At 62.9% G+C, this 25,412-nt stretch carries 25 protein-coding genes; 10 read left to right on the top strand and 15 right to left on the bottom strand.

Annotated elements, in window-relative coordinates; all coding sequences use genetic code 11:
* Window positions 1-26 precede the first annotated feature (26 nt).
* The 3 genes from HBH1_RS22385 to HBH1_RS22395 all read right to left on the bottom strand — a co-directional run bounded on the left by HBH1_RS22385 (window position 27) and on the right by HBH1_RS22395 (window position 3,789).
* A complete protein-coding gene (locus tag HBH1_RS22385) occupies window positions 27-1,721 on the bottom strand; it encodes a methyl-accepting chemotaxis protein (RefSeq protein WP_102664431.1) in 1,695 nt (564 codons plus the stop codon).
* Window positions 1,722-2,205: 484 nt separating this feature from the next.
* Window positions 2,206-2,787: a DJ-1/PfpI family protein gene (locus tag HBH1_RS22390; RefSeq protein WP_102664432.1), complete on the bottom strand. Its 582-nt coding sequence runs from the start codon at window positions 2,785-2,787 to the stop codon at window positions 2,206-2,208.
* Window positions 2,788-2,865: 78 nt separating this feature from the next.
* Window positions 2,866-3,789, bottom strand: a complete 924-nt coding sequence (locus tag HBH1_RS22395; protein ID WP_102664433.1) for a LysR family transcriptional regulator — start codon at window positions 3,787-3,789, stop codon at window positions 2,866-2,868.
* A 235-nt stretch (window positions 3,790-4,024) separates the two neighbouring features.
* Between HBH1_RS22395 and HBH1_RS22400 the strand changes: the two genes are divergently transcribed.
* The 3 genes from HBH1_RS22400 to mmsB all read left to right on the top strand — a co-directional run bounded on the left by HBH1_RS22400 (window position 4,025) and on the right by mmsB (window position 7,752).
* Window positions 4,025-5,266, top strand: coding sequence for an ABC transporter substrate-binding protein (locus HBH1_RS22400; protein WP_006464406.1), 1,242 nt, complete (start codon window positions 4,025-4,027; stop codon window positions 5,264-5,266).
* Window positions 5,267-5,339: 73 nt separating this feature from the next.
* Window positions 5,340-6,848, top strand: coding sequence for a CoA-acylating methylmalonate-semialdehyde dehydrogenase (locus HBH1_RS22405; RefSeq protein ID WP_102664434.1), 1,509 nt, complete (start codon window positions 5,340-5,342; stop codon window positions 6,846-6,848).
* Window positions 6,849-6,858: 10 nt separating this feature from the next.
* Window positions 6,859-7,752: a 3-hydroxyisobutyrate dehydrogenase gene (mmsB, locus tag HBH1_RS22410; RefSeq protein WP_102664435.1), complete on the top strand. Its 894-nt coding sequence runs from the start codon at window positions 6,859-6,861 to the stop codon at window positions 7,750-7,752.
* 111 nt (window positions 7,753-7,863) lie between these two features.
* Here the strand turns inward: mmsB and denD are convergent, their stop codons facing one another.
* Entirely contained in the window at window positions 7,864-8,838 is a 975-nt protein-coding gene (denD, locus tag HBH1_RS22415) for a D-erythronate dehydrogenase (RefSeq protein ID WP_102664436.1), read from the bottom strand.
* A 173-nt stretch (window positions 8,839-9,011) separates the two neighbouring features.
* Between denD and HBH1_RS22420 the strand changes: the two genes are divergently transcribed.
* Window positions 9,012-9,848: a FadR/GntR family transcriptional regulator gene (locus tag HBH1_RS22420; protein WP_039876045.1), complete on the top strand. Its 837-nt coding sequence runs from the start codon at window positions 9,012-9,014 to the stop codon at window positions 9,846-9,848.
* A gap of 85 nt (window positions 9,849-9,933) precedes the next feature.
* Here HBH1_RS22420 and HBH1_RS22425 read toward each other — a convergent pair whose 3' ends face one another.
* Both HBH1_RS22425 and earP read right to left on the bottom strand, forming a co-directional pair.
* Complete coding sequence (locus tag HBH1_RS22425; protein WP_006464413.1) at window positions 9,934-10,509, bottom strand: elongation factor P; 576 nt, start codon at window positions 10,507-10,509, stop codon at window positions 9,934-9,936.
* A 112-nt stretch (window positions 10,510-10,621) separates the two neighbouring features.
* The gene (gene earP, locus HBH1_RS22430) at window positions 10,622-11,815 is read right to left on the bottom strand and encodes an elongation factor P maturation arginine rhamnosyltransferase EarP (protein WP_102664437.1); all 1,194 of its coding nucleotides are present in this window, start codon (window positions 11,813-11,815) and stop codon (window positions 10,622-10,624) included.
* Between the two features lie 176 nt (window positions 11,816-11,991).
* Between earP and HBH1_RS22435 the strand changes: the two genes are divergently transcribed.
* On the top strand, window positions 11,992-12,468 hold the full coding sequence (locus HBH1_RS22435; protein ID WP_166758192.1) for a MarR family winged helix-turn-helix transcriptional regulator: 477 nt from the start codon (window positions 11,992-11,994) through the stop codon (window positions 12,466-12,468).
* A gap of 251 nt (window positions 12,469-12,719) precedes the next feature.
* On the top strand, window positions 12,720-13,154 hold the full coding sequence (locus HBH1_RS22440; RefSeq protein WP_102664438.1) for an organic hydroperoxide resistance protein: 435 nt from the start codon (window positions 12,720-12,722) through the stop codon (window positions 13,152-13,154).
* A 100-nt stretch (window positions 13,155-13,254) separates the two neighbouring features.
* Here the strand turns inward: HBH1_RS22440 and HBH1_RS22445 are convergent, their stop codons facing one another.
* The 7 genes from HBH1_RS22445 to HBH1_RS22475 form a co-directional block, all read right to left on the bottom strand.
* Window positions 13,255-14,325 (bottom strand): SMP-30/gluconolactonase/LRE family protein, encoded by a 1,071-nt coding sequence (locus HBH1_RS22445; protein ID WP_102664439.1) that lies wholly within the window; start codon window positions 14,323-14,325, stop codon window positions 13,255-13,257.
* A gap of 268 nt (window positions 14,326-14,593) precedes the next feature.
* The gene (locus HBH1_RS22450; protein WP_102664440.1) at window positions 14,594-15,145 is read right to left on the bottom strand and encodes a DUF2867 domain-containing protein; all 552 of its coding nucleotides are present in this window, start codon (window positions 15,143-15,145) and stop codon (window positions 14,594-14,596) included.
* A 62-nt stretch (window positions 15,146-15,207) separates the two neighbouring features.
* On the bottom strand, window positions 15,208-15,378 hold the full coding sequence (gene cydX / locus HBH1_RS22455) for a cytochrome bd-I oxidase subunit CydX (protein WP_006464422.1): 171 nt from the start codon (window positions 15,376-15,378) through the stop codon (window positions 15,208-15,210).
* A gap of 36 nt (window positions 15,379-15,414) precedes the next feature.
* On the bottom strand, window positions 15,415-16,554 hold the full coding sequence (gene cydB / locus HBH1_RS22460) for a cytochrome d ubiquinol oxidase subunit II (RefSeq protein ID WP_102664441.1): 1,140 nt from the start codon (window positions 16,552-16,554) through the stop codon (window positions 15,415-15,417).
* Between the two features lie 27 nt (window positions 16,555-16,581).
* Complete coding sequence (locus HBH1_RS22465) at window positions 16,582-18,204, bottom strand: cytochrome ubiquinol oxidase subunit I (RefSeq protein WP_102664442.1); 1,623 nt, start codon at window positions 18,202-18,204, stop codon at window positions 16,582-16,584.
* A gap of 6 nt (window positions 18,205-18,210) precedes the next feature.
* Complete coding sequence (locus tag HBH1_RS22470; protein WP_233207683.1) at window positions 18,211-18,501, bottom strand: hypothetical protein; 291 nt, start codon at window positions 18,499-18,501, stop codon at window positions 18,211-18,213.
* Window positions 18,502-18,506: 5 nt separating this feature from the next.
* Window positions 18,507-19,076 carry a GbsR/MarR family transcriptional regulator gene (locus HBH1_RS22475; protein WP_102664443.1) on the bottom strand — a complete coding sequence of 190 codons (570 nt, stop codon included), beginning with the start codon at window positions 19,074-19,076 and terminating at the stop codon, window positions 18,507-18,509.
* A 468-nt stretch (window positions 19,077-19,544) separates the two neighbouring features.
* Between HBH1_RS22475 and HBH1_RS22480 the strand changes: the two genes are divergently transcribed.
* Complete coding sequence (locus HBH1_RS22480) at window positions 19,545-20,699, top strand: AI-2E family transporter (RefSeq protein WP_102664444.1); 1,155 nt, start codon at window positions 19,545-19,547, stop codon at window positions 20,697-20,699.
* Here HBH1_RS22480 and HBH1_RS22485 read toward each other — a convergent pair.
* Window positions 20,638-22,119 (bottom strand): heavy metal sensor histidine kinase, encoded by a 1,482-nt coding sequence (locus HBH1_RS22485; RefSeq protein ID WP_102664445.1) that lies wholly within the window; start codon window positions 22,117-22,119, stop codon window positions 20,638-20,640. The two genes, HBH1_RS22480 and HBH1_RS22485, sit on opposite strands and share 62 nt — an antisense overlap.
* Complete coding sequence (locus HBH1_RS22490) at window positions 22,116-22,787, bottom strand: heavy metal response regulator transcription factor (RefSeq protein ID WP_006464429.1); 672 nt, start codon at window positions 22,785-22,787, stop codon at window positions 22,116-22,118. Before HBH1_RS22490 ends, HBH1_RS22485 begins: the two co-directional genes overlap by 4 nt.
* A 192-nt stretch (window positions 22,788-22,979) precedes the next feature.
* On the opposite strand from HBH1_RS22490, the gene msrP reads away from it, so the two are divergent.
* The 3 genes from msrP to msrA all read left to right on the top strand — a co-directional run bounded on the left by msrP (window position 22,980) and on the right by msrA (window position 25,400).
* The gene (msrP, locus tag HBH1_RS22495) at window positions 22,980-23,948 is read left to right on the top strand and encodes a protein-methionine-sulfoxide reductase catalytic subunit MsrP (protein WP_102664446.1); all 969 of its coding nucleotides are present in this window, start codon (window positions 22,980-22,982) and stop codon (window positions 23,946-23,948) included.
* 13 nt (window positions 23,949-23,961) lie between these two features.
* Window positions 23,962-24,621, top strand: coding sequence for a protein-methionine-sulfoxide reductase heme-binding subunit MsrQ (locus HBH1_RS22500; protein ID WP_102664447.1), 660 nt, complete (start codon window positions 23,962-23,964; stop codon window positions 24,619-24,621).
* 71 nt (window positions 24,622-24,692) lie between these two features.
* Complete coding sequence (msrA, locus tag HBH1_RS22505) at window positions 24,693-25,400, top strand: peptide-methionine (S)-S-oxide reductase MsrA (RefSeq protein ID WP_102664448.1); 708 nt, start codon at window positions 24,693-24,695, stop codon at window positions 25,398-25,400.
* The last annotated feature ends 12 nt before the right edge of the window (window positions 25,401-25,412 follow it).

A 25,412-nucleotide genomic window follows, 5' to 3' on the forward strand; every position in this document is an offset into this window, starting at 1 on the left:
GGCTGCAGAGGGGGCGGGGAGGGGCGTCAGTCGTGCTCGAACACCTTGATCGCCTGGCGCAAGGTGGCCATGCGTTCCTGCATGGCGGCCACGGCGGCGGCGGAGTGCTCGACCATGTCGGCGTTCTGCTGGGTCATGCGGTCCAGCATCAGGGCCGATTCGCTGACCTGGGCCACGCCCTGGCTTTGTTCGATCGCGCTGCTGGAGATGTCGCCGATCAGGCTGCGCATGCCATCCACCTCGCTGACGATGCCATCGATGGCCGTGCCTGCCTGCTCGGCGCGGGTGGCACCGGCCTGGCTCTTGGCCACGCTCTGGCTGATCAGGGCCTTGATCTCACGCGCGGCGTTGGCGCTGCGCTGGGCCAGGGTGCGCACTTCGGCCGCCACCACGGCAAAGCCGCGTCCGGCCTCACCGGCGCGGGCGGCTTCGACGGCCGCGTTCAGGGCCAGGATGTTGGTCTGGAAGGCGATGCTGTCGATGAGGCCATTGATCTCGCCGATCTGGGTCGAGGACTGGGCGATTTCGTGCATGGTCTGCACCACCTGCATCACGATCTCGCGCCCCTGCGCGGCCGCCTCGCTGGTCTGTTGCGCCTGGGCATGGGCGGCCTGAGCCGTATCGGCGCTATGCCGCACTGCCACCGACATCTGCTCGGCCGCCGCGGCGGTCTGCTGCAGATGGGCATGGGTGGCGGCGGTGCGCTGGCGCAGGTCGGCGTTGTCGTCGGCGATCTGGTGATTGGCTTGATCGAGTCCGGCGAGCTGGGCGGAAACATCGTCGATCAGGGCGCGCAGGTTCAGCCCGGCCTGGTTGACCGCGCGCAGCAGCTGTCCGATCTCGTCGATGCGGTCCAGGCCCTGGGTCTGGGCCGGCTGGCCGCAGGCGACCGTCTTGGCCTGTTGCAGTACCAGCGCCAGCGGCGCAGCCAGGCGTCGTTCCAGCCACCAGCCGGCCACGCCCAGCGCCGGCAGCAGGCTCACGGTCAGCGGTAGCAGCGGTGCATTCAGCAGCGCCTGGGCCCCGATGGTCGTCACGGCAACGGCGCCCAGGGCCAGCCGGAGGCGCCAGCGTACCGGCATGAGCTGGCCCAGTCGCGTCCACGACCATAATCCCCGGCGGACCACCAGGCCCTGACAGAAGTGCAACCCCTGAGCGCGGCCCTCGCGGAAGCGGCGATAGAGTGCCGCCGCCGCGCTGATTTCGGCAGTCGAGGGACGGGTGCGCACCGACAGGAAGCCGCGGATCTGGCCGCCCCGGCGGATCGGCGCGACGTTGGCGCGGACCCAGTAATGATGGCCGTCGGCGCGGCGGTTCTTGACCACGGCGGTCCAGGCCTGTCCCTGCCGCAGGGTGGCCCACATGTCGGCGAAAGCTTCACGCGGCATATCAGGATGGCGAACAATATTGTGTGGCTGGCCGATCAGCTGGTCGCGGGAAAAGCCGCTGATGTCGACGAAGCTGGAGTTGGCATAGGTCAGCACGCTGCTGGTGTCGGTACTGGACATGAGCGTGGCCTGGGCCGGGAAGGGGTACCCTGCCTCGTCATCGGCCGCCGTGCCGATGAGGCCGGCCTTTGGATGGAGCAGGGCGGGCGGCTTGGCCTGGTTGGCGCGTTGGTGGGACAGATCGTGGGACAGATCGTGGGACGGATCGAGGGATGGGGCGGCACCTTGGTCGACACGAGGGACCAGGTCCTGGGGCAAGTCGTTGATCTTCATGGGCGTAAGACGATGGCGATGGCAATGGCAAAGCGATGCCCGGTCCGCTGGCCGGATGGGCTTGCGGACGGCATGGGGGTCAATGGGAATGGGTGGTCCGGTGATCCGTCGGGACGGATCGGGCTGGGACCTGCCTGGCGGGTGGCCGCGTCAGCCGTCCAGGATGTGCACTACGATCATCTGATTAGTTCTCCAGCTGCGTGGGTGTCGTCTGCCAAGCTTGCAGACGAGTTTCTGTTGCACGCTGTGCAACGAGAATGGCTAGCTTTATAACGCGAACGCGGCACCCACCGCCTGGGACTGATTGCGATATGTCAAAACGTGAGTAAAATTCATTTAAGCAATCTTTCCTTGCGGAACATCGCCTTATTGATCAATGCTCTGCTTCCTCATAATTGCTCATCTGAAAATACGAATGATCTTTCGTTGGACATGAAAAAAGCGCAGCCCGCGGGATGCGCTTTCGTTACGGCTACAGCTGTCTTCAGAGTTCGATACGCGTCCCCAGTACCTGCAGGAATTGTGCGAGCCAGGCCGGGTGGGCGGGCCAGGCCGGGGCGGTGACCAGCTTGCCATCCGTGATGGCGGCATCTACGGCGATGTCGGCGAACTGGCCACCGGCCAGCTTCACCTCGGGTGCGCAGGCCGGGTAGGCCGAGACCTTCTTGCCTTCCAGCACGCCGGCGGCAGCCAGCACCTGCGGGCCATGGCAGACGGCGGCGATGGGCTTGTCGGCCTTGGCGAAGGCCTGCACCAGTTCGATCACCTTGGGGTTCAGGCGCAGATATTCCGGGGCACGGCCACCGGCCACCACCAGGGCGTCGTAGCCGGCCGCGCTGACCTCGTCGAAGCTGGCGTTGAGGGCGAACTGGTGGCCGGGCTTTTCGGTATAGGTCTGGTCGCCTTCGAAGTCGTGGATGGCGGTCTTGACCTTGTCGCCGGCCTTCTTGCCGGGGCAGACCGCGTGTACGGTGTGGCCCACCATCTGCAGTGCCTGGAAGGGCACCATGGTTTCGTAGTCTTCGGCGAAATCGCCGGTCAACAGCAGGATCTTCTTTGCAGCCATCATCATCTCCTTGGGGGAAGGACCGCCGGGCAGGGGGAGTGCGCGCGGCGGCCGGGTTGGAACGGATGTCTTGTCGATCTACGGCGAGTCCAGCCAGCGCATCTGCCGCGACTGGCCCATCAGGAAGTCGCGGTTCAGCTCCACGCATTCGCGCAGATAACTCCACAGCGCCGAGACCCGCGCCACATGCCGCTGCTCGCTGGAGGCCACCAGCCAGAAGGTGCGCGTGATGGCGATCTCATCGGGCAGCACCGGCACCAGTTGCTCGGACTGCTGGGCCAGGAAGCAGGGCAGGATCGCCAGCGCGCGCCCGGCGCAGGCCGCCGTGTACTGCGCCACCACGCTGGTGCTGCGGAAGGCGCGGAAGGCGTCTGGCGCCACCGTATCCTTGTAGCGCAATTCTTCACTGAAGACCAGATCGTCGATGTAGCCGATGAAGTTATGTTGCGCCAGATCAGACACGGTGTGAATGGTCGGGTGCTGGGCCAGGTACTCACGTGAAGCATAAAGCTTCAGGACATAGTCGGACAGTTTTGTGACCACGTAATTACCCGACAAGGGACGCTCGATGGAGACGCTGATGTCGGCCTCGTGCTTGGACAGGTTCACAAAGCGCGGCATGGGCAGCATGTCCACCGTGATATGCGGATTGCGGGCGCAGAAGTGGGCAATGTGCGGCGCCAGGACGTAGGTGCCGAAACCTTCGGTGGCACCCAGGCGTACCTGGCCGGAGAGCTTGCTGTTGTGGCCGCCCAGTTCCTCGGTGGCGGCGTAGAGGGTGCTTTCCACCTGTTCGGCGTATTGCACCAGCCGATAGCCCTCGGCGGTCAGCTTGTAGCCGTGGTTGTTACGGTCGAACAGCTGGCTGCCGACCTGTTCCTCGAAGCGCTTCATCCGGCGCGAGACGGTGGAGTGGTCGATGCCCAGCTTCTTGGCCGCATCCACCAGCCCCTGGCTGCGCGTGAGTTCGAGGAAGACCCTCAGGTTGTCCCAGTCCAGCATGTCGTCTCCATGGCGTTGCCTGATCTTGGATTTGCATTGATGCAAAAGCGTTTTGTCTTTGTGGTTATTGTATCGATAAATACGCACATGCAGAATAGCGGGGCCGCAATGGCACCCAAGTGGTGCAGAGGTCGCCGGGCGGCAGGAGGATCACGGCAAGGTCCGGCATCGGGATATCGAGCGCATCGATACCCACCGGGCAGGCCGACAACAATCACAAGATCAAGGAGACAAGATGCGCAAGAACGCTTTCGGCCGTTCCCTCTCGGCCGCTGCGGTGGCCTGTACCGTTTCGCTGGTGGCCAGCGTGGCGCCCGTCACCAATGCCATGGCGCAGGATGCCAACACGGTCAAGATCGGTGTGCTGACCGACATGTCCGGCCCGTATTCGGCCATGGGCGGCCAGGGCTCGGTGGTGGCGGCCAAGATGGCCGTGGAGGATTGCCTCAAGAACGAATGCAAGGGCATGAAGATCGAGGTGCTCTCGGCCGACAACCAGAACAAGCCCGACGTCGGCGTGACCCGTGCCCGCGAATGGCTGGATCGCGACAAGGTCGAGGCCATCGCCGATCTGACCAATTCCTCGGTGGCGCTGGCAGTGCAGAAGCTGATCAAGGACAAGGGCGGCATCGCCATGTACAGCGGCCCGGCCACCGGTGCGCTGACCACCGCCGAATGTGCGCCCAACGGCTTCCACTGGATGTTCGACACCTACTCCCAGGCTGCTGGTGCAGCGGCGGCGCTGACCAAGCTGGGCAACAAGTCCTGGTACTTCGTGACGGTGGACTATGCCTTCGGTCATTCGCTGGAGAAGGATGCCTCCGATGTGGTCAAGGCCAATGGCGGCACGGTGGTGGGTTCGGTGCGCCATCCGCTGAACGCCTCGGACTTCTCGTCCTTCCTGCTGCAGGCGCAGGCGTCCAAGGCACAGGTGATCGGCCTGGCCGATGGTGGCACCGACGTGGTCAACGCCATCAAGCAGGCGCGCTCGTTCGCCATCGGCGGCAAGGACCAGCGTCTGGTGGCGCTGCTGGTGTTCCTGTCGGATGTGCATGCGCTGGGTCTGGAGGCGGCACAGGGGCTGGTCTATACCGATGGGTTCTACTGGGATTACGACGAGCAGACGCGCGCCTTCTCCAAGCGCTTCGAATCGCAGTTCAAGAACATCAAGCCGACCATGGTGCAGGCCGGTGTCTATTCCAGCGTCTATCAGTTCCTGAAGGCGCGCTCTGCCGCCAAGACCTCCGACTGGAAGGTGGTTTCGCAGAAGATGCGCGAGATCCCGATCTCCGACGCCGTCATGCGCAATGCCTCCATCCGTCCCGATGGCCGCGTGATCCACGACATGTACCTGTACCAGGTCAAGACCCCGGCCGAATCCAAGGGCGCCTGGGATTACCTGAAACTGCTGTCGGTGATCCCGGCGCAGCAGGCCTTCCGTCCGATGGATGCGGCCTGCCCGCTGGTCAAGCAGTAATCGTTCAAGCCGGGAGCGTTGCTCCCGGCCGTGCTCTCCTCACCCCTCCCACCTCTTCACACTGGAAACTGCAATGAGCCAAGCCAATATCCCCAATGTTCCCCTCTACCTCAACGGTGAAAAGGTGCAGTCCACCTCCAAGGAGTGGCGCGACGTGCTGAACCCGGCCACCCAGGAAGTGGTGGCCCGCGTGCCCTTCGCCACCAGGGAAGAAGTCGATCGCGCCGTCGCCAATGCCAAGGAAACCTTCAAGACCTGGCGCAATACCTCGCTGGCGCAGCGCATGCGCATCATGCTCAAGTTCCAGCAACTGCTGCGCGAGAACATCGCCCCGCTGGCCGAACTGATCACCCGTGAACACGGCAAGACCCTGCCGGACGCCGAAGGCGAAGTCATGCGCGGCCTGGAAGTGGTGGAGCACGCCTGCTCGATCACCTCCCTGCAACTGGGCGAACTGGCCGAGAACGTGGCCGGCGGGGTGGACGTCTACACCCTGTACCAGCCGCTGGGCGTGGGGGCCGGCATCACCGCCTTCAACTTCCCGGTGATGCTGCCTTGCTTCATGTTCCCCATCGCCGTGGCCTGCGGCAATACCTTCGTGTTGAAGCCCTCCGAACAGGACCCCACCTCGTCGCTGTTCCTGGTCGAACTGGCCAACCAGGCCGGCCTGCCGCCGGGCGTGCTCAACGTGGTGCATGGCGGCCCCGACGTGGCCAACATGATCTGCGACCATCCGGATATCAAGGCGGTCTCCTTCATCGGTTCCACCCATGTCGGCACCCATATCTACCGTCGCGCCAGCGAAGCCGGCAAGCGCGCCCAGTGCATGATGGGCGCCAAGAACCACTGCATCGTGCTGCCCGATGCGCCCAAGGACCAGGCCATCAACAACCTGCTGGGTGCGGCCTTCGGTGCGGCCGGCCAGCGCTGCATGGCCAACTCGGTCGTGGTGCTGGTGGGCCAGACCCGCGAGTGGATTCCCGAGATCGTCGAACGCTCCAAGGCCATGAAGGTCGGTCCCGGTACCGACCGCAAGGCTGATGTCGGCCCGCTGGTGTCGCAGGCAGCCAAGCAACGCGTGGAGCGCCTTATCGCCAGCGGTGTGGAGCAGGGTGCCAAGCTGCTGCTGGATGGCCGCAATTGCACCGTGGCCGGCAACGAGAAGGGCAACTTCGTCGGCCCCACCGTCTTCACCGGGGTCAAGCCCGAGATGGACATCTACACCCAGGAAATCTTCGGCCCGGCCATGTGCATCGTGGAACTGGAGACGCTGGACGAGGCGATTGCCTTCATCAACGCCAATCCGAACGGCAACGGCACCTCCATCTTCACCAGCTCCGGTTATGCGGCGCGCAAGTTCCAGAACGAGATCGACGTCGGCCAGGTCGGCATCAACGTGCCCATCCCGGTGCCGGTGGCCTACTTCAGCTTCACCGGTTCGCGTGCTTCCAAGCTGGGCGACCTCGGTCCCAACGGCAAGCAGGCAGTCACCTTCTGGACCCAGACCAAGACCGTCACCGCGCGCTGGTATGCGCCCGATGAAGAGGCGGGCCAGGTCAACACCACCATCACCCTGAAGTGAGGAGAGCAGCATGAGCGCCAACATCGTCTTCATCGGCCTGGGCAACATGGGTTTGCCGATGGCGCAGAACCTGGTCAAGGCCGGCTTCTCGGTCAGCGGCCATGACCTGGTCAAGGCCAGCGTGGACAAGCTGGTCCAGACCGGCGGCAAGACCGAAGCCGATTCCATGGCGGCGGTGGCCAAGGCCGACGTGGTCATCACCATGCTGCCGGCCGGCCGGCACGTGGAGTCGCTCTACCTGGGCGAGGCCGGCGTGCTGGCCTCGGCCAAGCCCGGCACCCTGCTGATCGACTGCTCCACCATCGCGCCGGAAGCGGCACGCAAGGTGGCCGCAGCGGCCCGGGAGCGTGGTTTCGAGATGCTGGATGCGCCGGTTTCCGGTGGCACCAATGGCGCCACCGCCGGCACCCTGACCTTCATGGTGGGCGGCAGCCTGCAAGCCTTCGAGGCGGCCCAGCCCTATCTGCAGAAGATGGGAAAGGCCATCTACCATGCCGGCGAGAGCGGCAGCGGCCAGACCGTCAAGGTCTGCAACAACATGCTCCTGGGCATCCTGATGATCGGGACCTCGGAAGCCATCCGCCTGGGCATCGCCAATGGCATGGACCCCAAGGTGTTGTCGGAGATCATGTCCAAGAGCTCCGGGCGCAACTGGACGCTGGAAGTCTATAACCCTTGCCCCGGCGTGATGGATACCGCGCCGGCCGCCAAGGGTTATGCCGGCGGCTTCGGTGTGGACCTGATGCTGAAGGACCTGGGCCTGGCGGTGGAAAGCGCGCTGGCGACCAACTGCGCCATCCCGCTGGGGGCGGCGGCCCGCAATCTGTACGATATCCACAGCATGAATGGTGCCGGCAAGCTGGACTTCTCCAGCATCTTCAACATGCTGGGCAAGGCGCAGTAAGCCACCCGGAGAGGCTGCAAACGAAAAGGGACGACCTGTTGCTGGTCGTCCCTTTCTTCATGTTGCTGCGCGGCGAGCTGCAGCTTGTCTCTTCACTTGCCGGTCACTTCCTCACTTCTTTACTTCATCCTCGATATGGGCGCGGATGATGTCGGCGAAGCTGGCATCTGCGGTGAAGCCAAGGGCCTTGGCGCGCTTGGCTTCGAACTGGCCGGGCCAGGAGTTGACGATGCGCTTGATGGCTTCGTCTTCCTTCCATTCGATCAGCTTGACCACGTCCGCACCGGCCACCTGTTCCAGGGCATCGACCATGTCCTTGACGGTGACGCACAGGCCGTCGATGGACAGGAAGCGTGCCAGGCCCAGGTCGGCGCCATTGATTTCATGGCCGTGGATCAGGTTGGCGATGGCCTGGCGCGGCGACATCAGCCACATGCGAGTGTCCGGCGTGACCGGGCAGACCGAGGGCTGGCCATTGAGCGGTTCGCGGATGATGCCGGAGGCAAAGCTGGAGGCCGCCTTGTTGGGCGCGCCCGGGCGCACCGAGATGGTGGGCATGCGCAGGGCGCGACCGTCGATGAAACCCTTGCGTGAATAATCCTGCACCAGCAGTTCGCCCATCACCTTTTGCGCGCCGTAGGAGCTTTGCGGCATCAGCAGGGTGTTGTCCGGCACCACGGCCGGCAGTTCGCCACCGAACACCGCCACCGAGCTGGTGAACACCACGCGCGGCTTGCTGCCGACGGCGCGGGCACGTTCCAGGATGACACGGGTGGCGTCGAAGTTGATCTTCATGCCCAGGTCGAAGTCGGCCTCGGCGTGGCCGCTGACGATGGCGGCCAGGTGGAAGATGGATTGCGTCTCGGCGGTGATAACGCGCTCGATCACGGCGGCGTCGGCGATGTCGCCGGTGACCGCTTCGATGCGCGGATCATCGAAGCCCTGAGCCGGCACCACGTCCAGCAGGGTGATGCGCTTGATCTCCTGCTGCTGGCCGTCGCGGCCGGTGAGGGTGCCGCGCTGCAGCAGCTGGCGTGCCAGTCGGCTGCCCAGGAAACCGGCGCCGCCGGTGATGACGATATGCATGTGTTCTCCTCGTGGTCTGTGGTCGCTGGTCTGGGTCGGGGGACCTGGCACCAGGCGCATGGTTGCAGTATCTGGGCTGTCTGCCCGTTGTTCGACAGCGATTATAGCAAAGTTGTAATACAACTTTGCGCACGTTTGAAAGAAGTCGCAAAAGCCAAAGATGGCGCGGTATCATGCGCGCCATGAAGACATCCTCCTCCTCCAGGCCGCAGGGATCGGCCCTCGCATCGATGGCGGCGAACGTGCGCGGCAAGACCACGCTGGCCGACCATGTCACCAGCGTGCTGGCGCAGCAGATCCGGGGCGGCGAGTTTGCACCCGATGCGCGCCTGCCTTCGGAGATGGAGCTGACCGAACGCTTTGCGGTGAGCCGCACGGTGATCCGCGAGGCGATTTCACGGCTGAAGTCGGAAGGCCTGGTCGGTTCGCGGCGGGGCAGCGGGACGGTCGTGTTGCCGGTGACCCAGACCACGCCGTTCCGGCTCGATCTGGGCGGGGATGATGGCCGCGATTCCATCCAGGCCGTGCTGCGGGTGATCGAGTTGCGGCGTGGGGTCGAGGGTGAGATGGCGGCGCTGGCCGCGCAGCGCCGCAGCAAGGCGCAGAACCAGGCCATCCAGCTGGCCTTGCAGGCCATCGATGCCGCTGCAGCCGCCGGCCGCGATGGCGTGCAGGAAGACTTCGCCTTCCATGCGGCCATTTCCAATGCCTCGCATAATCCGCTCTATACCTCGCTGGTGCAATTCCTGAGCCAGTTCCTGCATGCCGCCATCCGCGTGGCACGGATGAACGAGGCGCGCAGCAGCGAGTTCGTGCAACAGGTGCGCGCCGAGCATGCGGCGCTGGCTGCGGCCATCAGCGCGGGCGATGCCGACGCGGCACGCACGGCGGCCTTGCTGCATATGGAAAATTCGGCCAAGCGTATCCAGGCAGCGGACAAGGCGTTCTGGGCCAGTGCCGAAGGACAGGCGGCGGCACGCGACCTGGCGCGGGTAAAGAGCGGGAATTGACTGCGGAAGACCGCCGGGATGGCGGCTGAAGAGGCATAAAAAAACGCTGCACGAGGCAGCGTTTTTTAATTGGCATCGGCAAGGATCAGCCGCGCACGACCTTCTTGTATTCGTTGGTGCGGGTGTCGATTTCGATGTCGTCATCCTGGCTCACGAACAGCGGCACCATCACGACGATCTGGTTGGCTTCGATGGCGTTTTCGATCTTGGCTTCCTTCAGGACGTTGCCCGAGGTGTTGCCCTTGACGGCCGGCTCCGAGTAGGCAACCTTGCGCACGATGGTGGTGGGCATTTCGACCGAGATGGCCTTGCCGTCATAGAACACGGCTTCGCACTGCATGCCGTCCTTCAGGTAGCCGATGGCGTCGCCCATGTTCTCGCCTTCGATTTCGTACTGGTTGTACTCTTCGTCCATGAAGACGTACAGCGGGTCAGCGAAGTACGAGTAGGTCACCGGCTTCTTGTCCAGCACCACGACGTCGAACTTGTCGTCGCCACGGAAGACGCTTTCCTGGGGGCTGTTGGTCAGCAGGTTCTTCATCTTCCACTTGTAGGTGAAGCCGGTACGGGAAGAACCGTTGACGTCCGAGCGCAGGACGATCATGGGCTTGCTGTCGACCATAATGATGTTGCCGACGCGGATTTCTTTTGCAAATTTCATAGCGATGTGTCGTGAAAAGTAGGTTTTTTCAAACTGTCAGTAGCCCACTGGTAAAACTTCACCGCAAGCCCACGTACGATTGAATGCCAAACTGCGTTAAAACTGTAGCCCGCTATTTTAACCCATTTTCAGCGCTGTTCCACTCTTGCTCGACCAGCTGACGGGCGAAGCGGAGCAAATTGTCCATCCAGTCGCCATTTGCCAACATCTCCTGCAGCCACTGCCCTGCAGCCTCGGTCACGACCGGCAGCTCGGTCTGTAGCGTGCGCCAGTTGGCGTGCCAGTCGAGTTCGCCGGGATAGGCGCCGTTCCAGGCCCGGTTCAGGTCGGCAACGGCAGCCGTGGCAGGGTGGTAGATCTTCAGGAAGGCGTTGAGCTTGGTATGGTGAAGGTTCTTGTCCTGGTGATAGATGTTCCAGATGAAGGGCTTGCCGGCCCACTGGGCGCGTACGAAGGAATCTTCACCCCGGACAAAATTGAGGTCACAGCTCCACAGCAGGCGGTCGTAGTCGGTCTGGGCCACGAAGGGCAGCACCCGCACGCTCAGGGCGCCGCGCGTGGCGCCTGCGCCGGGAACCATGGGGGCAGCCAGGAAATCCTCGACCGCGGAGCGGCCCACGCCTTCGGGGACGAGGCAGGTGACTGGTACGGGTGAATCTTGCCAGCTTGCAAACAGTTCGCGGATGGGCGCGTAGTCATAGCAGAACAACGAGACCTTGCAGCCGTGCGCCTCCTGCGCTGTCACGCCCAGGCGCGCCAGCAGGGCAGAGCCTGCGTTGCTGGCGAGGAAAGCCTGCCGTTGCGCTTCCAGTCCGGCCTCGACCGTGAGGCCGCCGGTACGCTGGTTGAAACCAGGGAAGAAGAAATATTTGGTCAGCTTCAGCGAACGATGCGGGGAGGGCAGGGTGTGGCACCCCTCGACCCAGGTCTCGGCCGACAAGCCTTCCAGGTTGAACCAGACCGGCTTGACCGGACGCTGTGCCATGGTCTCTACGTAGCCAGGGGGGATCTCGCAGCCGAAGAACTCGATGACGATATCGGCCACGTCGGCCGGCCCATAATGGCCGTCCTGCCCGCGCCAGTGCTGCACGGTCACGCCGGCCAGCTCCTGGGTGGCGGCATCGGTCTGCACTTCCGGCCAGATGCGGCGGAAGCTGACCAGATCATCGACCCACAGGCGGACCGCCAGGCCATGTTCATGCGCCAGTTGCCGCGCCAGCCGCCAGCAGATACCGATATCCCCATAGTTGTCGACGACCTTGCAGAACAGGTCCAGGGAGTGCAGGGGATTGCGGGCGGCAGGCATAGGGCGGGTCAGGGAATGGAGATAGACGGGAAGAAGATAAACAGCAGCAGGGCTGCATGATACCCATTTGTGGAGACGGAAGTTGCACGGCAGTTGTACGGCCTTGAACAACAGATTCAAGATATTTCAAATTAAATCGCTTGCAATTTAATTTTGAGCGGTTTAATATTCGATCCATGGACAAGACGCACACAACGACGCTACCGGATGCCTTGATCGACGAAGCCCTGCTTCTCGACAACCAGCTCTGTTTCGCGATGTACTCTGCGTCGTTGGCAATGACCAAGGCCTACAAGAAGATCCTGGCGCCGCTGGATATCACCTACCCGCAATACCTGGTGATGATGGTCTTGTGGGAAAAGGATCAGGTGACCGTATCGGAGCTGGGCAGTCGCCTGTTCCTGGATTCTGGTACGCTCACCCCGCTGCTCAAGCGCATGGAAACGATGGGTTTGTTACATCGTAACCGCGACGCCGGTGACGAGCGCCGGGTGGTGGTGAGCCTGAGCGATGCTGGCCGCGCCCTGCGCGAAAAAGCCAAGGCCGTGCCGCAGCAGATGAGCTGCATGTTGCCCTCGCTGGATCAAGTCAGGCAGCTGGTGGTGGAACTGAAGGAAGTCCGCAAGGGTTTGTATGGCGCCGAAGAGCAGTGATCGCGCCTGTTACACTGGTTTTTATATTGTGCGCAATAATATAGTGAATTATTTATAGCATTATCGCAGCAGGCAGCAAAACGAAAGCATCACACGTCATTCACGCATCACGCAGTCGCAGAAGTCGCTGAAGTCGCTGAAGTAGCAGGATGATTTAGCAAGTCGATGGTGATCGAAAGCGAATCTTTCGACGCCATGCCCCTCAAACGGAACCCGCTAGGGTTTTAACCTGAACATTGAAAGGAAAGACCATGCCCTCGAACAAGATCGAAAAAGCCCTGTACACCGCCACCGCCACCGCTACCGGCGGCCGTGAAGGTTCTGCCAAGTCCTCCGACGGCGTCCTGGACGTCAAGCTGTCGACCCCCAAGGAACTGGGCGGCGCCGGCGGTAACGGCACCAACCCGGAACAACTGTTTGCCGCCGGTTATTCGGCTTGCTTCCTGGGCGCGCTGAAGTTCGTCGCCGGCCAGGAAAAGGTGGCCCTGCCGGCTGACGCCAGCATCACCGGCAAGGTCGGCATCGGCCAGATCCCGGGCGGTTTCGGCATCGAAGCCGAGCTCAACATCTCGCTGCCGGGCGTGGACAAGGCCGTGGCGCAAGACCTGGTGAACAAGGCTCACCAAGTCTGCCCGTACTCCAATGCTACCCGCGACAACATCAACGTGACCCTGAACCTGGTCTGATCCGTTGATGCAAGCGCTTCCCTTTGCGGGAAGCGCGCATGAAAAAATCGCCGCTGCGACTTCGGTCCCAGCGGCGATTGTTCATTCGTGGCGCGCGAAATCAGACGGCGCCGCGGGTTTCCACATACAAGGCGTACAGCGAGTGGCTGCTGGCCATGAAGAGCCGGTTCTTCTTGGCGCCACCAAAGACCAGATTGGGGCAGCGTTCTGGCAGGTGGATGTGGGCCAGGGGCTTGCCCTGTGGGTTGAAGACCCTTACCCCGTCCAGTTCCTCTGCCTTGGCGTCCAGCGAGCCGTTGCTGCCCCAGCCGCACCAGAGGTTGCCGTCGACGTCGATCTTGAAGCCATCGATCCCGCCCGGACCGTTGGCATCCACGGCCAACCGGCGATTGCCGATGCGGGTGCCGTCGCTGCTCATGTCGTAGGCCCAGATCACGCGATTGGGGGTAGCGCGCGACTCGTTGATGTAGAGGATCTTTTCGTCCGGCGAAAAGGCCAGTCCGTTGGGGCCAGCCAACTGATCCGTCACCAGCGAGAGCTTGCCGGTGCGACCATCGATGCGGTACACCGAGTGCGGCAGTTCGGACGCCTGCTTGTCGCCCTCCCATTCACCCGCGATGCCGAAGGGCGGATCGGTAAACCAGATCGAGCCGTCGGATTTGCAGACGATGTCGTTGGGAGAGTTGAAGCGTTTGCCGTTGTAGCTGTCGGCCAGCACGGTGATGCTGCCGTCGTATTCGGTACGGGTGACGCGGCGGGTCAGGTGTTCGCAGGCAAGCAGGCGACCCTGGCGATCCCGCGCCAGACCATTGCTGTTGTTGGAGGGCTGGCGGAAGACCGAGGTGGCGCCGGTGGTTTCGTCCCAACGCATGATGCGGTTGTTGGGGATATCCGAAAACAGCAGATAGCGGCCGTCGCCAAACCAGACCGGACCTTCGACCCAGCGGAAGCCGGTGGCCAGTTGTTCCACGTTAGCGCTGAACAGGCGGTATTTGAGGAAGCTCTTGTCCAGCACTTCCACGCTGGGGTCGGGGTAGCGCTGGCTGGGTTTGAAATCCGTCCCTTGGGCGCGGGCGCTCAAGGCGGTGGCTGCCACGCCAAGGCCTGCCAGCAATGTTGTACGACGAGTTGGGTTGAAATCGGCTGAGGTGTTCTTGTTGTGCTGCGACATCGAAGTCTCCATGGTCAGGGTTGGACCTCTCCCGAAATGACCGGGGGAACAGTCCGAAAGGCCAAACGGCGGGGGCTTGAGGAAGACAGTACAGTCCGCAACAGGCGGCTGGCGCTGGTGGACATCTCCCTGAATGCAGGCTTGACGCTAGGGTCGCCCGTTCTTGTAGTAAGACATCGTACGTCATTGATTGTTGTTTGGCAATCCAGACGATCAGCGTCGCCCAGAACGGTATTGAAGCGGTCGGGGACGTTGAGGCGGCAGCGCCTCAGTCGGTGCGGCCAGGCGCCCGCAGCAGTCCCTGCAGCAGGGTGCGGGCCACGCATCGGTGGAAGGGCATGATGGCGGCCAGATAGAACTCGCCCAGCCAGCGCTTGGTGCGCACGACGGTGGTAACCGTCAGCCACTGGTCGCCGACATCGTCGACATTGCCGACATCATTGGCATCACTGGTCGCCTCCACAGCATGGCCGGATGACTTTTCCACACAGAGGCGGAAGTCGAGGTGGCTGTCATCGAGCCCCATCACCACGCGGCGCGGCTCGGCCATCAACAGCGGGAAACCCGCCGGTGCGCCGTTGTCCGATGCGCGCTTCAAGCCCAGCGGTGCCACCAGTCGGTCGCGCAGCGCCAGCAGGGCGCTGATCCAGGCCGGTTGCGCGGCCATCATCCTGGCGGTGATCTCGGTGGTGTTCAACTGTGCCAGTTGCGGCGTAAGCCGGATGCGGAAGCTGTCGGCGAAACCGGCGCCGGGCAGCAGGGCCCAGTGGCGCGGGGCGGGAGCGATCTCTTCGGTGTGCTGGAAGCGCGATGCAGGCATGATGACCTCGAAGCGGGTTGAAAAAAAGCCGGTAGCAGGGCTACCGGCTTGCTCCTCCGAGCCTACTTGCCGTTGCGCCGCTGCTTTTCCGCCGCGCGGGCGCTGGCGAAGCGCTCGTGGGTTTCCTCAGCCTTGCGTCGCCCGAAGGCGTAGTTGGCTTCCAGCCACATGACATTGATGATGCCGAAGGCCAGCGCCAGGCCGATGCCGAGTATCCAGGCGAAATACCACATGATGTTCTCCTTGTTCCAGATTGCGATTGCGCGTAATCAATACGCCGTATGTTCGTTGTCGTGAATGTCCTTGGCCGTGACCTTGCCCTTGACCACGCGATACACCCAGCCGGTGTAGAGAATGATCAGCGGCAGGAAGATCAGCACCATCCAGAACATCAGGCCCAGGGTCTTGTGGCTGGAGACCGAATCCCACAGGGTCAGGCTGCTCTTGGCATCCAGCGAGGAAGGCATGATGAAGGGGAACAGCGACATGCCGGCCGTGAGGATGATGCCGGTCACCGACAGGCCGCTGGCGATGAAGGCCAGGCGGGCCCTGCGCACCATGGCCAGCAGCGCTGCCAGCACCGCACCGGCCACGCCCAGCGCCGGGAACAGCTTGGTCGCGGGCCACCTGGCGTAGTTGTCGAACCAGGCTCCGGCGACCACTTCCACGGTCTTGGCCAGGGGTGTGAAGGCGCTGTTGGCGTCGGGCATGGAGGTGATGCGATAACCCGGCATCTGGGCTACCCAGAAGCCACCGGCCACGAACAGCAGGACCGTCGCCAGGGCGGCGCCCATGACGGTCTTGCGCGAACGTTCGGCCACCACGGCATCGGTCTTGACGAAGGCAAAGGCGGCGCCATGCATCAGCAGCATGGCCACCGACAACAGGCCGGCCAGCAGGCCGAAGGGGTTCAACAGGGCGAAGAAGCTGCCGGTGTATTCGACCCGCATGGTGTCGTCATAGTGGAAGGGCACACCCAGCAACAGGTTGCCGAAGGCCACGCCGCAGATCAGGGGCGGCACGAAACCACCGATGAACAGACCCCAGTCCCAGGCATTGCGCCAGCGCGGATCGGCCACCTTGCTGCGGTAGTCGAAACCGACCGGGCGGAAGAACAGCGAGAACAGCAACACCATCAGGGCGATGTAGAAGCCCGAGAAGGCGGTGGCATACACCAGCGGCCAGGCCGCGAAGGTGGCGCCGCCAGCGGTGATGAACCAGGTCTGGTTGCCTTCCCAGGTGGGGCCGATGGAGTTGATCAGGATGCGCCGTTCGGTATCGGTGCGGCCGGCAAAGGGCAACATCATGCCCACGCCGAAGTCGAAGCCGTCGGTGAGCGCAAAGCCGATGATGAGTACGCCGACGAAGGCCCACCAGATCAGCTTGAGTGTTTCGTAATCGAAGATCATTCTGCTTTCCTCATTTCTTCTGGTGGCTTAATGGCTGCCGGCATTGGCCGACGGATTCAGGGGCGGTGGCAGGACATCGCCGGGGCCGTTTTCGCGGCCCTTGGTTTCCCAGTGGTATTTGCCGGTATGCAGGCTGCTGGGGCCAAGGCGGGCGTACTTCACCATCAGGATCATTTCCACCACCAGCAGGAAGGTATAGAAGAAGATGAAGCCGGCCAGGCTGAAGTAGAGGCTGCCCGGTTGCAGCGAGGAGGCCGACAGGTGGGTCGGCAGGATGCCGGCAATCGTCCAGGGCTGGCGGCCGTATTCAGCCACGATCCAGCCCAGTTCGGCGGCGATCCAGGGCAGCGGGATAGCGATCACGGCCAGGCGCAGCAGCCAGCGCTGCGGAGCCAGCTGCTTCTTGGCCAGGAACCAGAACGAGGCAGCGAAGATGAACAGGAACAGGAAGCCCAGCGCCACCATGCCGCGGAAGGCCCAGAACAGCGGCGCGACCTTGGGGATGGTGTCGTTCACGGCCATGCTGATCTGCTCCGGCGTGGCATCGACCACGTTGTTGGTGTACTTCTTCAACAGCAGGCCGTAGCCCAGGTCCTTCTTGAGCTTGTCGAATTCGGCGCGGGCTTCGGGCGACTTGTCGCCGGACTTCAGCCGGGTCAGCGCGGCATAGGCCAGCATGCCGTTGCGGATACGGGCTTCGTGTTCCTTCTTGAGGTCCTTGATGCCCAGCACCTGGGTATCGGCCGAGCGGGTGGCGATCAGGCCCAGCACATAGGGAATCTTGACGGCGTAGTCGGTGCGTTCTTCCTTGTCATTGGGCAGGCCGAACAGGGTCAGGCCGGCCGGGGCGGGGTGGGTGTCCCACTCGGCTTCGATGGCGGCCAGCTTGACTTTGTTGACTTCACCGGCGGTGTAGCCCGATTCATCCCCCAGCACGATCACCGAGAGCGTGGCGGCCAGGCCGAAGCCGGCAGCGACCGCAAAGGAGCGCAGCGCGAAGGCGGTGTCGCGGGCCTTGAGCAAGTACCAGGCGGAGACGCCCAGCACGAACATCGATGCCGTCACGTAACCGGCGGCCACGGTGTGCACGAACTTGACCTGCGCCACCGGGTTGAAGATCACCTCGGTCATGCTGACCAGTTCCATACGCATGGTCTCGAAGTTGAATTCTGCGCCCACCGGATTGTTCATCCAGCCGTTGGCGATCAGGATCCACAGCGCCGACAGGTTCGAGCCCAGCGCCACCAGCACGGTGACGATCAGGTGCTGCTTGCGGGAGAGCTTGTCCCAGCCGAAGAAGAACAGGCCGACGAAGGTCGATTCGAGGAAGAAGGCCATCAACCCTTCGATGGCCAGCGGTGTGCCGAAGATGTCACCGACGTAGTGCGAATAGTAGGACCAGTTGGTACCGAACTGGAATTCCAGGGTGATGCCGGTGGCCACGCCCATGGCGAAGTTGATGCCGAACAGCTTGCCCCAGAAGCGGGTCATGTCCTTGTAGATCTGGTTGCCGGTCATGACGTAGACCGACTCCATGATGACCAGGATCCAGGACAGGCCTAGCGTGAGGGGAACGAACAGGAAGTGATAGAGCGCCGTGACGGCAAACTGCAGCCGTGACAGCGAGACGACTTCATCGATGGGGACCATGTTGGGTTACTCCGGTTGTTTTGTGGCTTCAGGTAATGCGGAATTGGCTGAACTTGAGGAACTGGCGGGAAGGGGGAGAGCGCCCGGTGTGGCGGCCGGCGACGGCGCCAGCATGCGCTGCTCCACGCTTTGCAGCGGCATGCGCATGTGCTTGGCTTCGGGATGGGCGAAGAAGGTCTTGGCCAGGATCGTGATCAGGCCGATCTTGATGATCAGCAGGAGGGTGATCTCGACGCCCAGCGGCAGCTGGGTCAGGCGTGGCCATTGCCATTTGCGGGGTGTTTGCGTGACTTGCATGGCGCTTAGTCCTTCTCGTTGGCGCCGCCGACGCGGAACTTGTCGCGTACATCGAGCAGCTTCTTGACCTTGGAGCCCATCTTCATCAGCGATACCAGTGTTTCGGGCGACAGGCGCTGGACGTCGTCGAACCAGGAACTGGACAGTTCGATCAGCTCATACATCTCGCGCATGCGCTTCTGGACTTCCTTGTCGTCGCGTCCGCCGGGCGACTCCAGCAGGGCATCGCGCAGCATGGACAGGGTGGGTTCGATCTCGCGGCGGCGGCGTTCTTCCAGCAGCACCTTGAAGATGTCCCAGATATCGCCGGGTGGTTCGAAGTATTCACGCCGGTCGCCTGGCTTGTGCAGCAACTTCACCAGGCGCCAGGACTGCAGCTCCTTGAGGCCCATGCTGACGTTGGAGCGCGAAAAACTGAGGTACTCGGCAATCTCGTCGGCATTGAGTGCCCGCCCGCAGATGTAGAGCAGGGCGTAGATCTGGCCGACCGTGCGATTGATGCCCCAGCGGCTGCCCATTTCGCCGAAATGGCTGATGAAGCGCTGCATGAGCGGGCTGAGTACGTTGTTTTCCATGTTCGTATATTTTGAAATTTCAGTAATTACTGAAATTTAAAACAATTGCTTGTCCCATCGCAATGTCAGGCAGTTGCGTATTTCCTGATAACAGTCATCACGGATGAGAATGACCCGCTCCCGGCGCGGTTGTGCGGGGAGATGGTGGTCTGCGGCGCTCGACAGGGGTGTGAACGAAACGTCACGAAAGCTTCGCGTCCTGTGGACTTCCCGGTTCCTCAAGACGCAGCCCGGTGGGGCGCTGCATGAAGTTATTTTCACGCTTTCCTACAGCTACTGAAGAATTTGGCTGATACGAAACCTGATGCGGATCAAATAAGGTGCATTTGCAGCTCATCCGTAGGACCGATGAGTCGTGCCGTGGCTGGCGCAGTCATGATGGCCAGAGGCGCAGCATGTCGGCCGGGAGGGGTTCCACGCTGCACGGCTGTACGGCTGCATGGCCTTTCCATTTCCGAGGATGAATTTATGCTGGGTTTCGATTTCCGCGTGGCCAGGATCGTCTGGACCGTCTTCCTGGTGGCGTTGCTGCTCTACGTCACCTATACCATTTCGGCCACCGTGCTGGTGCTGGTGTTCGCCGTCTTCTTCAGTTATCTGGTCTATCCGTTGGTGGAGCAGATCGAACGGGTGCGTCCGCCAAGGGTACCGCGCACGGTGTCCATTGCGGTGGTGTTCGTGCTGGCCATCGGCATCGTGGCGGCGGTGGCGACCATTTTCGGCGCGCGTATCCAGGAGGAGGCGCTGCGCCTGTCCGAGCAGTTGCCGGCACTGCTGCGCTCCAATGATGCAGTGGCCAAGCTGCCCTTGCCGGGCTTCGCCGAGCCCTTGCGTGCCCGCATCCTGGGCTTCGTGCGCGACCAGTTGGCCAATGGGACTGACCAGGCCATGCCGCTGGCCAAGCAGTTCGGTGTGGGCGTAATGCACGCGGCCAGCAACCTGATCTACCTGGTGCTGGTGCCGGTGATCAGCTTCCTGTTGATCAAGGAGGCGCCGGCCATGCGCGACGAGATGCTGTCCTGGATGAACCGTTCCAACCGCAAGCTGTGGGACGGCATCATCAAGGACCTCGACGTGCTGCTTTCGCGCTACGTGCGGGCCCTTCTATTCCTCTCCATTGCCACCTTCGTGGCCTATAGCATCGCCTTTTCGCTGATGGGCGTGCCATATGCGATGTTGCTGGCGGGCCTGGCGGCGGTGCTGGAATTCATTCCCTTCGCCGGGCCGCTGGCGGCCAGTGCGGCGGCGCTGGTGGTGGCCGGTTTCAGCGGTTATGACCACCTGCTGTGGTTGGTCGGCTTCATCGTGGCGTATCGGGTGTTCCAGGACTACGTGCTCAATCCCTACCTGATGAGCGAGGGGGTGGAAGTGAGTCCGCTGATGGTGATCCTGGGCCTGCTGGCCGGAGACCAGCTGGGTGGGGTGGCCGGTATCTTCCTGTCGGTGCCGGTGATGGCAGCGCTCAAGATCATCTTCACCCGCGCCTCGGCGGCGCAAAAGCTGCGTCGCGAGGCCGAAGCCCGCGAGGCCGAACTGGCGGCGCAGGCTGCACAGGAGGCACTCAGCTCGCCGCAGGCTGAAGAGGTGGTGGCAGTGGTGCCTGCGCCGCCGGCGCGAAGCTGAGGTTGAGGCGTATCCAGCCCGGTTGCGGGCTGGTCACGGTGGCCGTGCCTCTGTGCAGGGCCATGATGGCCTTGACGATGGCCAGGCCCAGGCCGTTGGATTCCGTAAAGGCGCTGCGTGAGCGGTCGCCACGGTAGAAACGGTCGAACATGCGCACCATCACCTGCGCAGTGACCGCATCGCTGCGGTTCTCCACCAGGATGCGGCTGCCGTTGGCATCGCTCTCGGCGGCGATGCGGATGACGCTGTCGGCCTCGCCATAGCGCACCGCATTGATGACCAGATTGCTCACGGCGCGGCGCCACATGACCAGGTTGGCATGGCATGTGCCCTGTGCCTGCAGTTCGAAGCGCATGCCGCGTTCGTCGGCGATCCCTTCGAAGTAGTCCGTGATCTTGCCCAGTTCTTCCTGCAGGTCGAAGCTGGTGCAGTCCACCGCCAGGGTGGCGTGGTCGGCCTGGGCCAGGAACAGGATGTTTTCGACGATGCGCGCCAGGCGCTGCAATTCCTCCACGTTCGATTCCAGCAGCTGCTCGTACTCTTCCGGCGTGCGGCGCTGTCCCAGGGCGACCTGGCTCTGGCCCATCAACACATTGATGGGGGTGCGGATTTCATGGGCCAGGTCGCCGGAGAACTGGGCCAGGTGGTCGTAGCCGGCTTCCAGCCGGTCCAGCATGGCATTGAAGGACAGGGCCACGCGCCGTAGTTCGGCCGGCATGCCGTGCTGCTCCAGCCGCGCCGACAGGTGGTCCGGGGTGATCTGGGCGGCGCGCTGGCTCATGGCTTCCAGTGGTTGCAGGCCGCGCCGCAGCAGCAGGAAGCCCAGCAGTGCGGTCAGCACGATCGCACCGGCAGCGGCGCCGGCGATGCGCCAGCGGTAGCTGCGCATCATCTGGTCTTCCTGCACCATCACGTAGGCGGCGACGATCTCGACCACTTCTCCATCCTTGCCATCCTTGCCGCCCTTGCCGACGTCGGCCAGCGCCGAGACCCAGCGCACGCGCACGCCATCGGCGCGTTCACTGGTCAGCAGGCTGGCCGAGGTGACGGGCGTGCGCACCGGTAGTGGCGTCATGGTGGGCGGCGTGAGATGGTCGGGGTTGCTCTGGATGAAGGGGGCTTCACCCAGGCGCCGGAAGATGCGTACGTCCTGCTCATTGCCCATCATGCTCTCGAAGAGGGCGGGCCGCTGTTCCATCTGCTCGACATTGTAGAGGTCGTGCATCAGGTTGCGGAAGTGTTCGACGCGACCGATCAGCGCCTGGTCGGCCCGCAGTGACAGGGCGTCGCTGGCGGCGCGGTCGAGGTAGAAACCCAGGCCGGTGACGACCAGGCTGCTCATCAGCGCGAACAGGGCGGTGACGCGGGCGGTCAGGGTCCAGCCACGGACTGGCGGCGAGACCGGAGCGGCGGCGTTCATGGCTCCTCGGAGAACATGTAGCCGACGCTGCGCACGGTGTGGATCAGTTTCTTTTCGAAGGGCGCATCGATCTTGGCGCGCAGGCGCTTGATGGCGACGTCCACCACATTGGTATCGCTGTCGAAGTTCATGTCCCAGATCTGGGATGCGATCACGCTGCGCGACAAGGCTTCGCCCTGGCGCTTGATGAGCAGGTGCAGCAGCATGAATTCCTTGTTGGTGAGCGCGATGTGGATGCCCTGACGCGTGACCTTGTGGCGGATGTGATCGAGTTGCAGGTCGGCGATCTCGTAGACTTCGGCTTCGCGGGTGACGCCACGTCGAAGCAGGGTGCGGATGCGCAGCACCAGTTCGGTGAAGGAGAAAGGTTTGACCAGGTAGTCGTCGGCGCCCAGTTGCAGGCCGCGGATACGGTCGTCGACATGGTCCTTGGCGGTCAGGAAGAGGACCGGCAGGTCGCGCTTGCTGCGCAGTGCGCTCATCACCTGCCAGCCGTCCAGGCCGGGCAGCATCACGTCCAGCACCACTAGGTCGTAATCCTGTTCCAGCGCCAGGTGCAGGCCGTCGGTGCCGGTGCGGGCCAGGTCGACGACATAGCCGGATTCGCGCAGGCCCTTGCGCAGGTAGTCTCCGGTCTTGGGGTCGTCTTCGATTACCAGGATGGCCATAGGGGAATGGTGTGCCGCTGCAAAGGCGGGCAAGATGCAGGAAAATGCTGTTGATTCTAGCAATGGCAGACTTTTTCTTCATGACAAAATTGTCATGAAATTGCCACCTGACTGTCACCGCCTGACTTTTACCATGGCTTCACATCGGCAAGGCCCAGACCTTGCCTCCACCCTTTTTTGCCGGAGCGCACCATGCTGATCAAGATTCGTCCCGACCAGATCGAGATTCCGACCGCATCCGAGATCACGCCCCAGGATGTCTATCTGTCGCGCCGCAGCTTCATGGCCCGCGTGGCGGCCGGTGCGGCGCTGGCCGGCGGCATGGGCGCGCTGCCGCAGGCTTTTGCCCAGCAGGGGCGCAAGCTGCCGGCCAAGCTCAATAACGCCTACGCGGTGATGGACAAGCAGACTGCCTACAAGGACGCCACCAGCTACAACAACTTCTACGAGTTCGGGACCGACAAGGCCGACCCGGCCAAGAACGCCGGGACCCTGAAGACGGCGCCCTGGACCATTGACATCGAAGGCGAGGTGAAGAAACCCTTCACTTTAGACCTTGATGCACTGACCAAACTGGCCCCGCTGGAAGAACGTGTCTATCGCCTGCGCTGCGTCGAAGGCTGGTCGATGGTGATCCCCTGGATCGGCTATTCGCTCTCGGCCCTGATCAAGAAGGCCGAGCCGACCGGCAATGCCAAGTACGTCGAATTCGTCACCCTGGCCGACAAGAAGCAGATGCCCGGCATCAGCGATCCCATCCTGAACTGGCCCTACCGCGAAGGCCTGCGCATGGATGAAGCCAATCACCCGCTGACCCTGCTGACGCTGGGCATGTACGGGGAAGTGCTGCCCAACCAGAACGGTGCGCCGGTGCGCATCATCGTGCCGTGGAAGTATGGCTTCAAGTCGGCCAAGTCCATCGTCAAGATCCGTTTCGTCAAGGACGAGCCCAAGACCGCCTGGAACATGTATGCCCCCCAGGAATACGGCTTCTATTCCAACGTCAATCCTGGCGTCGACCATCCGCGCTGGTCGCAGGCCACCGAGCGCCGCATCGGCGAGGACGGCTTCTTCGCGCCCAAGCGCAAGACCCTGATGTTCAACGGCTATAACGACGTGGCCAGCCTCTACGGCGGCATGGACTTGCGCAAGTTCTTCTGATCCTGGACCGCCCATGCCGCTCGCTCCCGCCGTTCTCCGCAATCTGAAGCCACGCAGCGTCACGCTGCTGTGGTGGGTATTCCTGGCGCTGACCCTGGTGCCGCTGGCGCGGCTGGTGGTGTTCGGCTTTACCGGCGGGCTGGGCGCCAATCCGCTGGAATTCATCACTCATAGCACCGGCGACTGGACGCTGTACCTGTTCTGCATCACCCTGGCCGTGACACCGCTGCGCAAGATCACGGGCCTGAACTGGCTGGTGCGCATGCGGCGCATGCTGGGGCTGATGGCCTTTTTCTACCTGTGCCTGCATTTCACGACCTTCGTCTGGTTCGATCACTTCTTCGACCTGGGCGAGATCTGGAAGGACATCGTCAAGCGGCCTTTCATTACCGTCGGCGTGCTGGCGCTGGTGTTGACGATTCCGCTGGCCATCACCAGCACCAATGGCATGGTGCGCCGCCTGGGTGGCAAGCGCTGGCAGGCGCTGCACCGGCTGGTGTACGTGATCGTGCCGCTGGGCGTGCTGCATTACTGGTGGGACAAGGCCGGCAAGAACCTGATCGCCCAGCCGCTGCTGTTTGCCGTGCTGGTCGCGTTGATGCTGGCCTTGCGTCTGTTCTGGCGCAAGAGCAGGGCGCCGGCGGGGCAGGCTTCTGCAAGTTCGCGTCCCTGAGCCGGCCTGGCTTGGGCGGCGCGGCTGCCTACAATTCTTTCTTGTCTGATCGACCGTACCGGAGATTCACCATGACCACCCTGAAACCTGCCGCCCTGGCCTCCGCCGCCTTGTGCCTGGCGCTGGCCTCGTTTGCTTGCCTTTCCACAGCCCATGCAGCGGAGGCTGCCGTGGCAGTGCCGGCACCGGCTGGCAAGGCCGTGCTGGGCTCGACCGCCAGCAGTGAGACCGTGGTGCTGGCCGGTGGATGCTTCTGGGGCGTGCAGGGGGTATTCCAGCATACCCAGGGCGTGTTGAAGGCGGTTTCCGGCTATGCCGGCGGCAAGTCCGATACCGCCAGCTATTCCATGGTCAGCTCTGGTACCACCGGCCATGCGGAGGCGGTGCAGGTGACCTATGATCCGCGCAAGATTTCCTTTGGTCAGCTGCTGCAGATCTATTTCTCGGTGGCGCACGATCCTACCCAGCTCAATCGCCAGGGCCCGGATCAGGGCACGCAATATCGCTCGGCCATCTTCACCGCCAGTGACGAGCAGACGCAGGCGGCCCAGGCCTACATTGCGCAGCTCAACGCGGCCAAGGTGTTTGCCGCACCGATCGTGACCCAGGTGGCGCCGTTGCAGGGCTTCTACCGCGCCGAGGATTACCATCAGGATTACGCCACCCTGCATCCCAACCAGCCCTACATCGCCTACAACGACCTGCCCAAGATCGGCAACCTGCAGAAGATGTACCCGGCCATCTATCGCGCCGATCCGGTGCTGGTGTTCAAACGCTGACATTGCCCCGCC

The sequence above is a fragment of the Herbaspirillum sp. BH-1 genome (assembly GCF_002870055.1).
GTDB classification, from domain to species: Bacteria; Pseudomonadota; Gammaproteobacteria; order Burkholderiales; family Burkholderiaceae_D; genus Herbaspirillum; species Herbaspirillum frisingense.

Excerpts from the sequence above, each read along its gene's own strand:
- HBH1_RS22385 (WP_102664431.1), bottom strand. The coding sequence starts at position 1,721 with ATGAAGATCAACGACTTGCCCCAGGACCTGGTCCCTCGTGTCGACCAA.
- HBH1_RS22390 (WP_102664432.1), bottom strand. The coding sequence starts at position 2,787 with ATGGCTGCAAAGAAGATCCTGCTGTTGACCGGCGATTTCGCCGAAGAC.
- HBH1_RS22395 (WP_102664433.1), bottom strand. The coding sequence starts at position 3,789 with ATGCTGGACTGGGACAACCTGAGGGTCTTCCTCGAACTCACGCGCAGC.
- HBH1_RS22400 (WP_006464406.1), top strand. The coding sequence starts at position 4,025 with ATGCGCAAGAACGCTTTCGGCCGTTCCCTCTCGGCCGCTGCGGTGGCC.
- HBH1_RS22405 (WP_102664434.1), top strand. The coding sequence starts at position 5,340 with ATGAGCCAAGCCAATATCCCCAATGTTCCCCTCTACCTCAACGGTGAA.
- mmsB (WP_102664435.1), top strand. The coding sequence starts at position 6,859 with ATGAGCGCCAACATCGTCTTCATCGGCCTGGGCAACATGGGTTTGCCG.
- denD (WP_102664436.1), bottom strand. The coding sequence starts at position 8,838 with ATGCATATCGTCATCACCGGCGGCGCCGGTTTCCTGGGCAGCCGACTG.
- HBH1_RS22420 (WP_039876045.1), top strand. The coding sequence starts at position 9,012 with ATGCGCGCCATGAAGACATCCTCCTCCTCCAGGCCGCAGGGATCGGCC.
- HBH1_RS22425 (WP_006464413.1), bottom strand. The coding sequence starts at position 10,509 with ATGAAATTTGCAAAAGAAATCCGCGTCGGCAACATCATTATGGTCGAC.
- earP (WP_102664437.1), bottom strand. The coding sequence starts at position 11,815 with ATGCCTGCCGCCCGCAATCCCCTGCACTCCCTGGACCTGTTCTGCAAG.
- HBH1_RS22435 (WP_166758192.1), top strand. The coding sequence starts at position 11,992 with ATGGACAAGACGCACACAACGACGCTACCGGATGCCTTGATCGACGAA.
- HBH1_RS22440 (WP_102664438.1), top strand. The coding sequence starts at position 12,720 with ATGCCCTCGAACAAGATCGAAAAAGCCCTGTACACCGCCACCGCCACC.
- HBH1_RS22445 (WP_102664439.1), bottom strand. The coding sequence starts at position 14,325 with ATGTCGCAGCACAACAAGAACACCTCAGCCGATTTCAACCCAACTCGT.
- HBH1_RS22450 (WP_102664440.1), bottom strand. The coding sequence starts at position 15,145 with ATGCCTGCATCGCGCTTCCAGCACACCGAAGAGATCGCTCCCGCCCCG.
- cydX (WP_006464422.1), bottom strand. The coding sequence starts at position 15,378 with ATGTGGTATTTCGCCTGGATACTCGGCATCGGCCTGGCGCTGGCCTTC.
- cydB (WP_102664441.1), bottom strand. The coding sequence starts at position 16,554 with ATGATCTTCGATTACGAAACACTCAAGCTGATCTGGTGGGCCTTCGTC.
- HBH1_RS22465 (WP_102664442.1), bottom strand. The coding sequence starts at position 18,204 with ATGGTCCCCATCGATGAAGTCGTCTCGCTGTCACGGCTGCAGTTTGCC.
- HBH1_RS22470 (WP_233207683.1), bottom strand. The coding sequence starts at position 18,501 with ATGCAAGTCACGCAAACACCCCGCAAATGGCAATGGCCACGCCTGACC.
- HBH1_RS22475 (WP_102664443.1), bottom strand. The coding sequence starts at position 19,076 with ATGGAAAACAACGTACTCAGCCCGCTCATGCAGCGCTTCATCAGCCAT.
- HBH1_RS22480 (WP_102664444.1), top strand. The coding sequence starts at position 19,545 with ATGCTGGGTTTCGATTTCCGCGTGGCCAGGATCGTCTGGACCGTCTTC.
- HBH1_RS22485 (WP_102664445.1), bottom strand. The coding sequence starts at position 22,119 with ATGAACGCCGCCGCTCCGGTCTCGCCGCCAGTCCGTGGCTGGACCCTG.
- HBH1_RS22490 (WP_006464429.1), bottom strand. The coding sequence starts at position 22,787 with ATGGCCATCCTGGTAATCGAAGACGACCCCAAGACCGGAGACTACCTG.
- msrP (WP_102664446.1), top strand. The coding sequence starts at position 22,980 with ATGCTGATCAAGATTCGTCCCGACCAGATCGAGATTCCGACCGCATCC.
- HBH1_RS22500 (WP_102664447.1), top strand. The coding sequence starts at position 23,962 with ATGCCGCTCGCTCCCGCCGTTCTCCGCAATCTGAAGCCACGCAGCGTC.
- msrA (WP_102664448.1), top strand. The coding sequence starts at position 24,693 with ATGACCACCCTGAAACCTGCCGCCCTGGCCTCCGCCGCCTTGTGCCTG.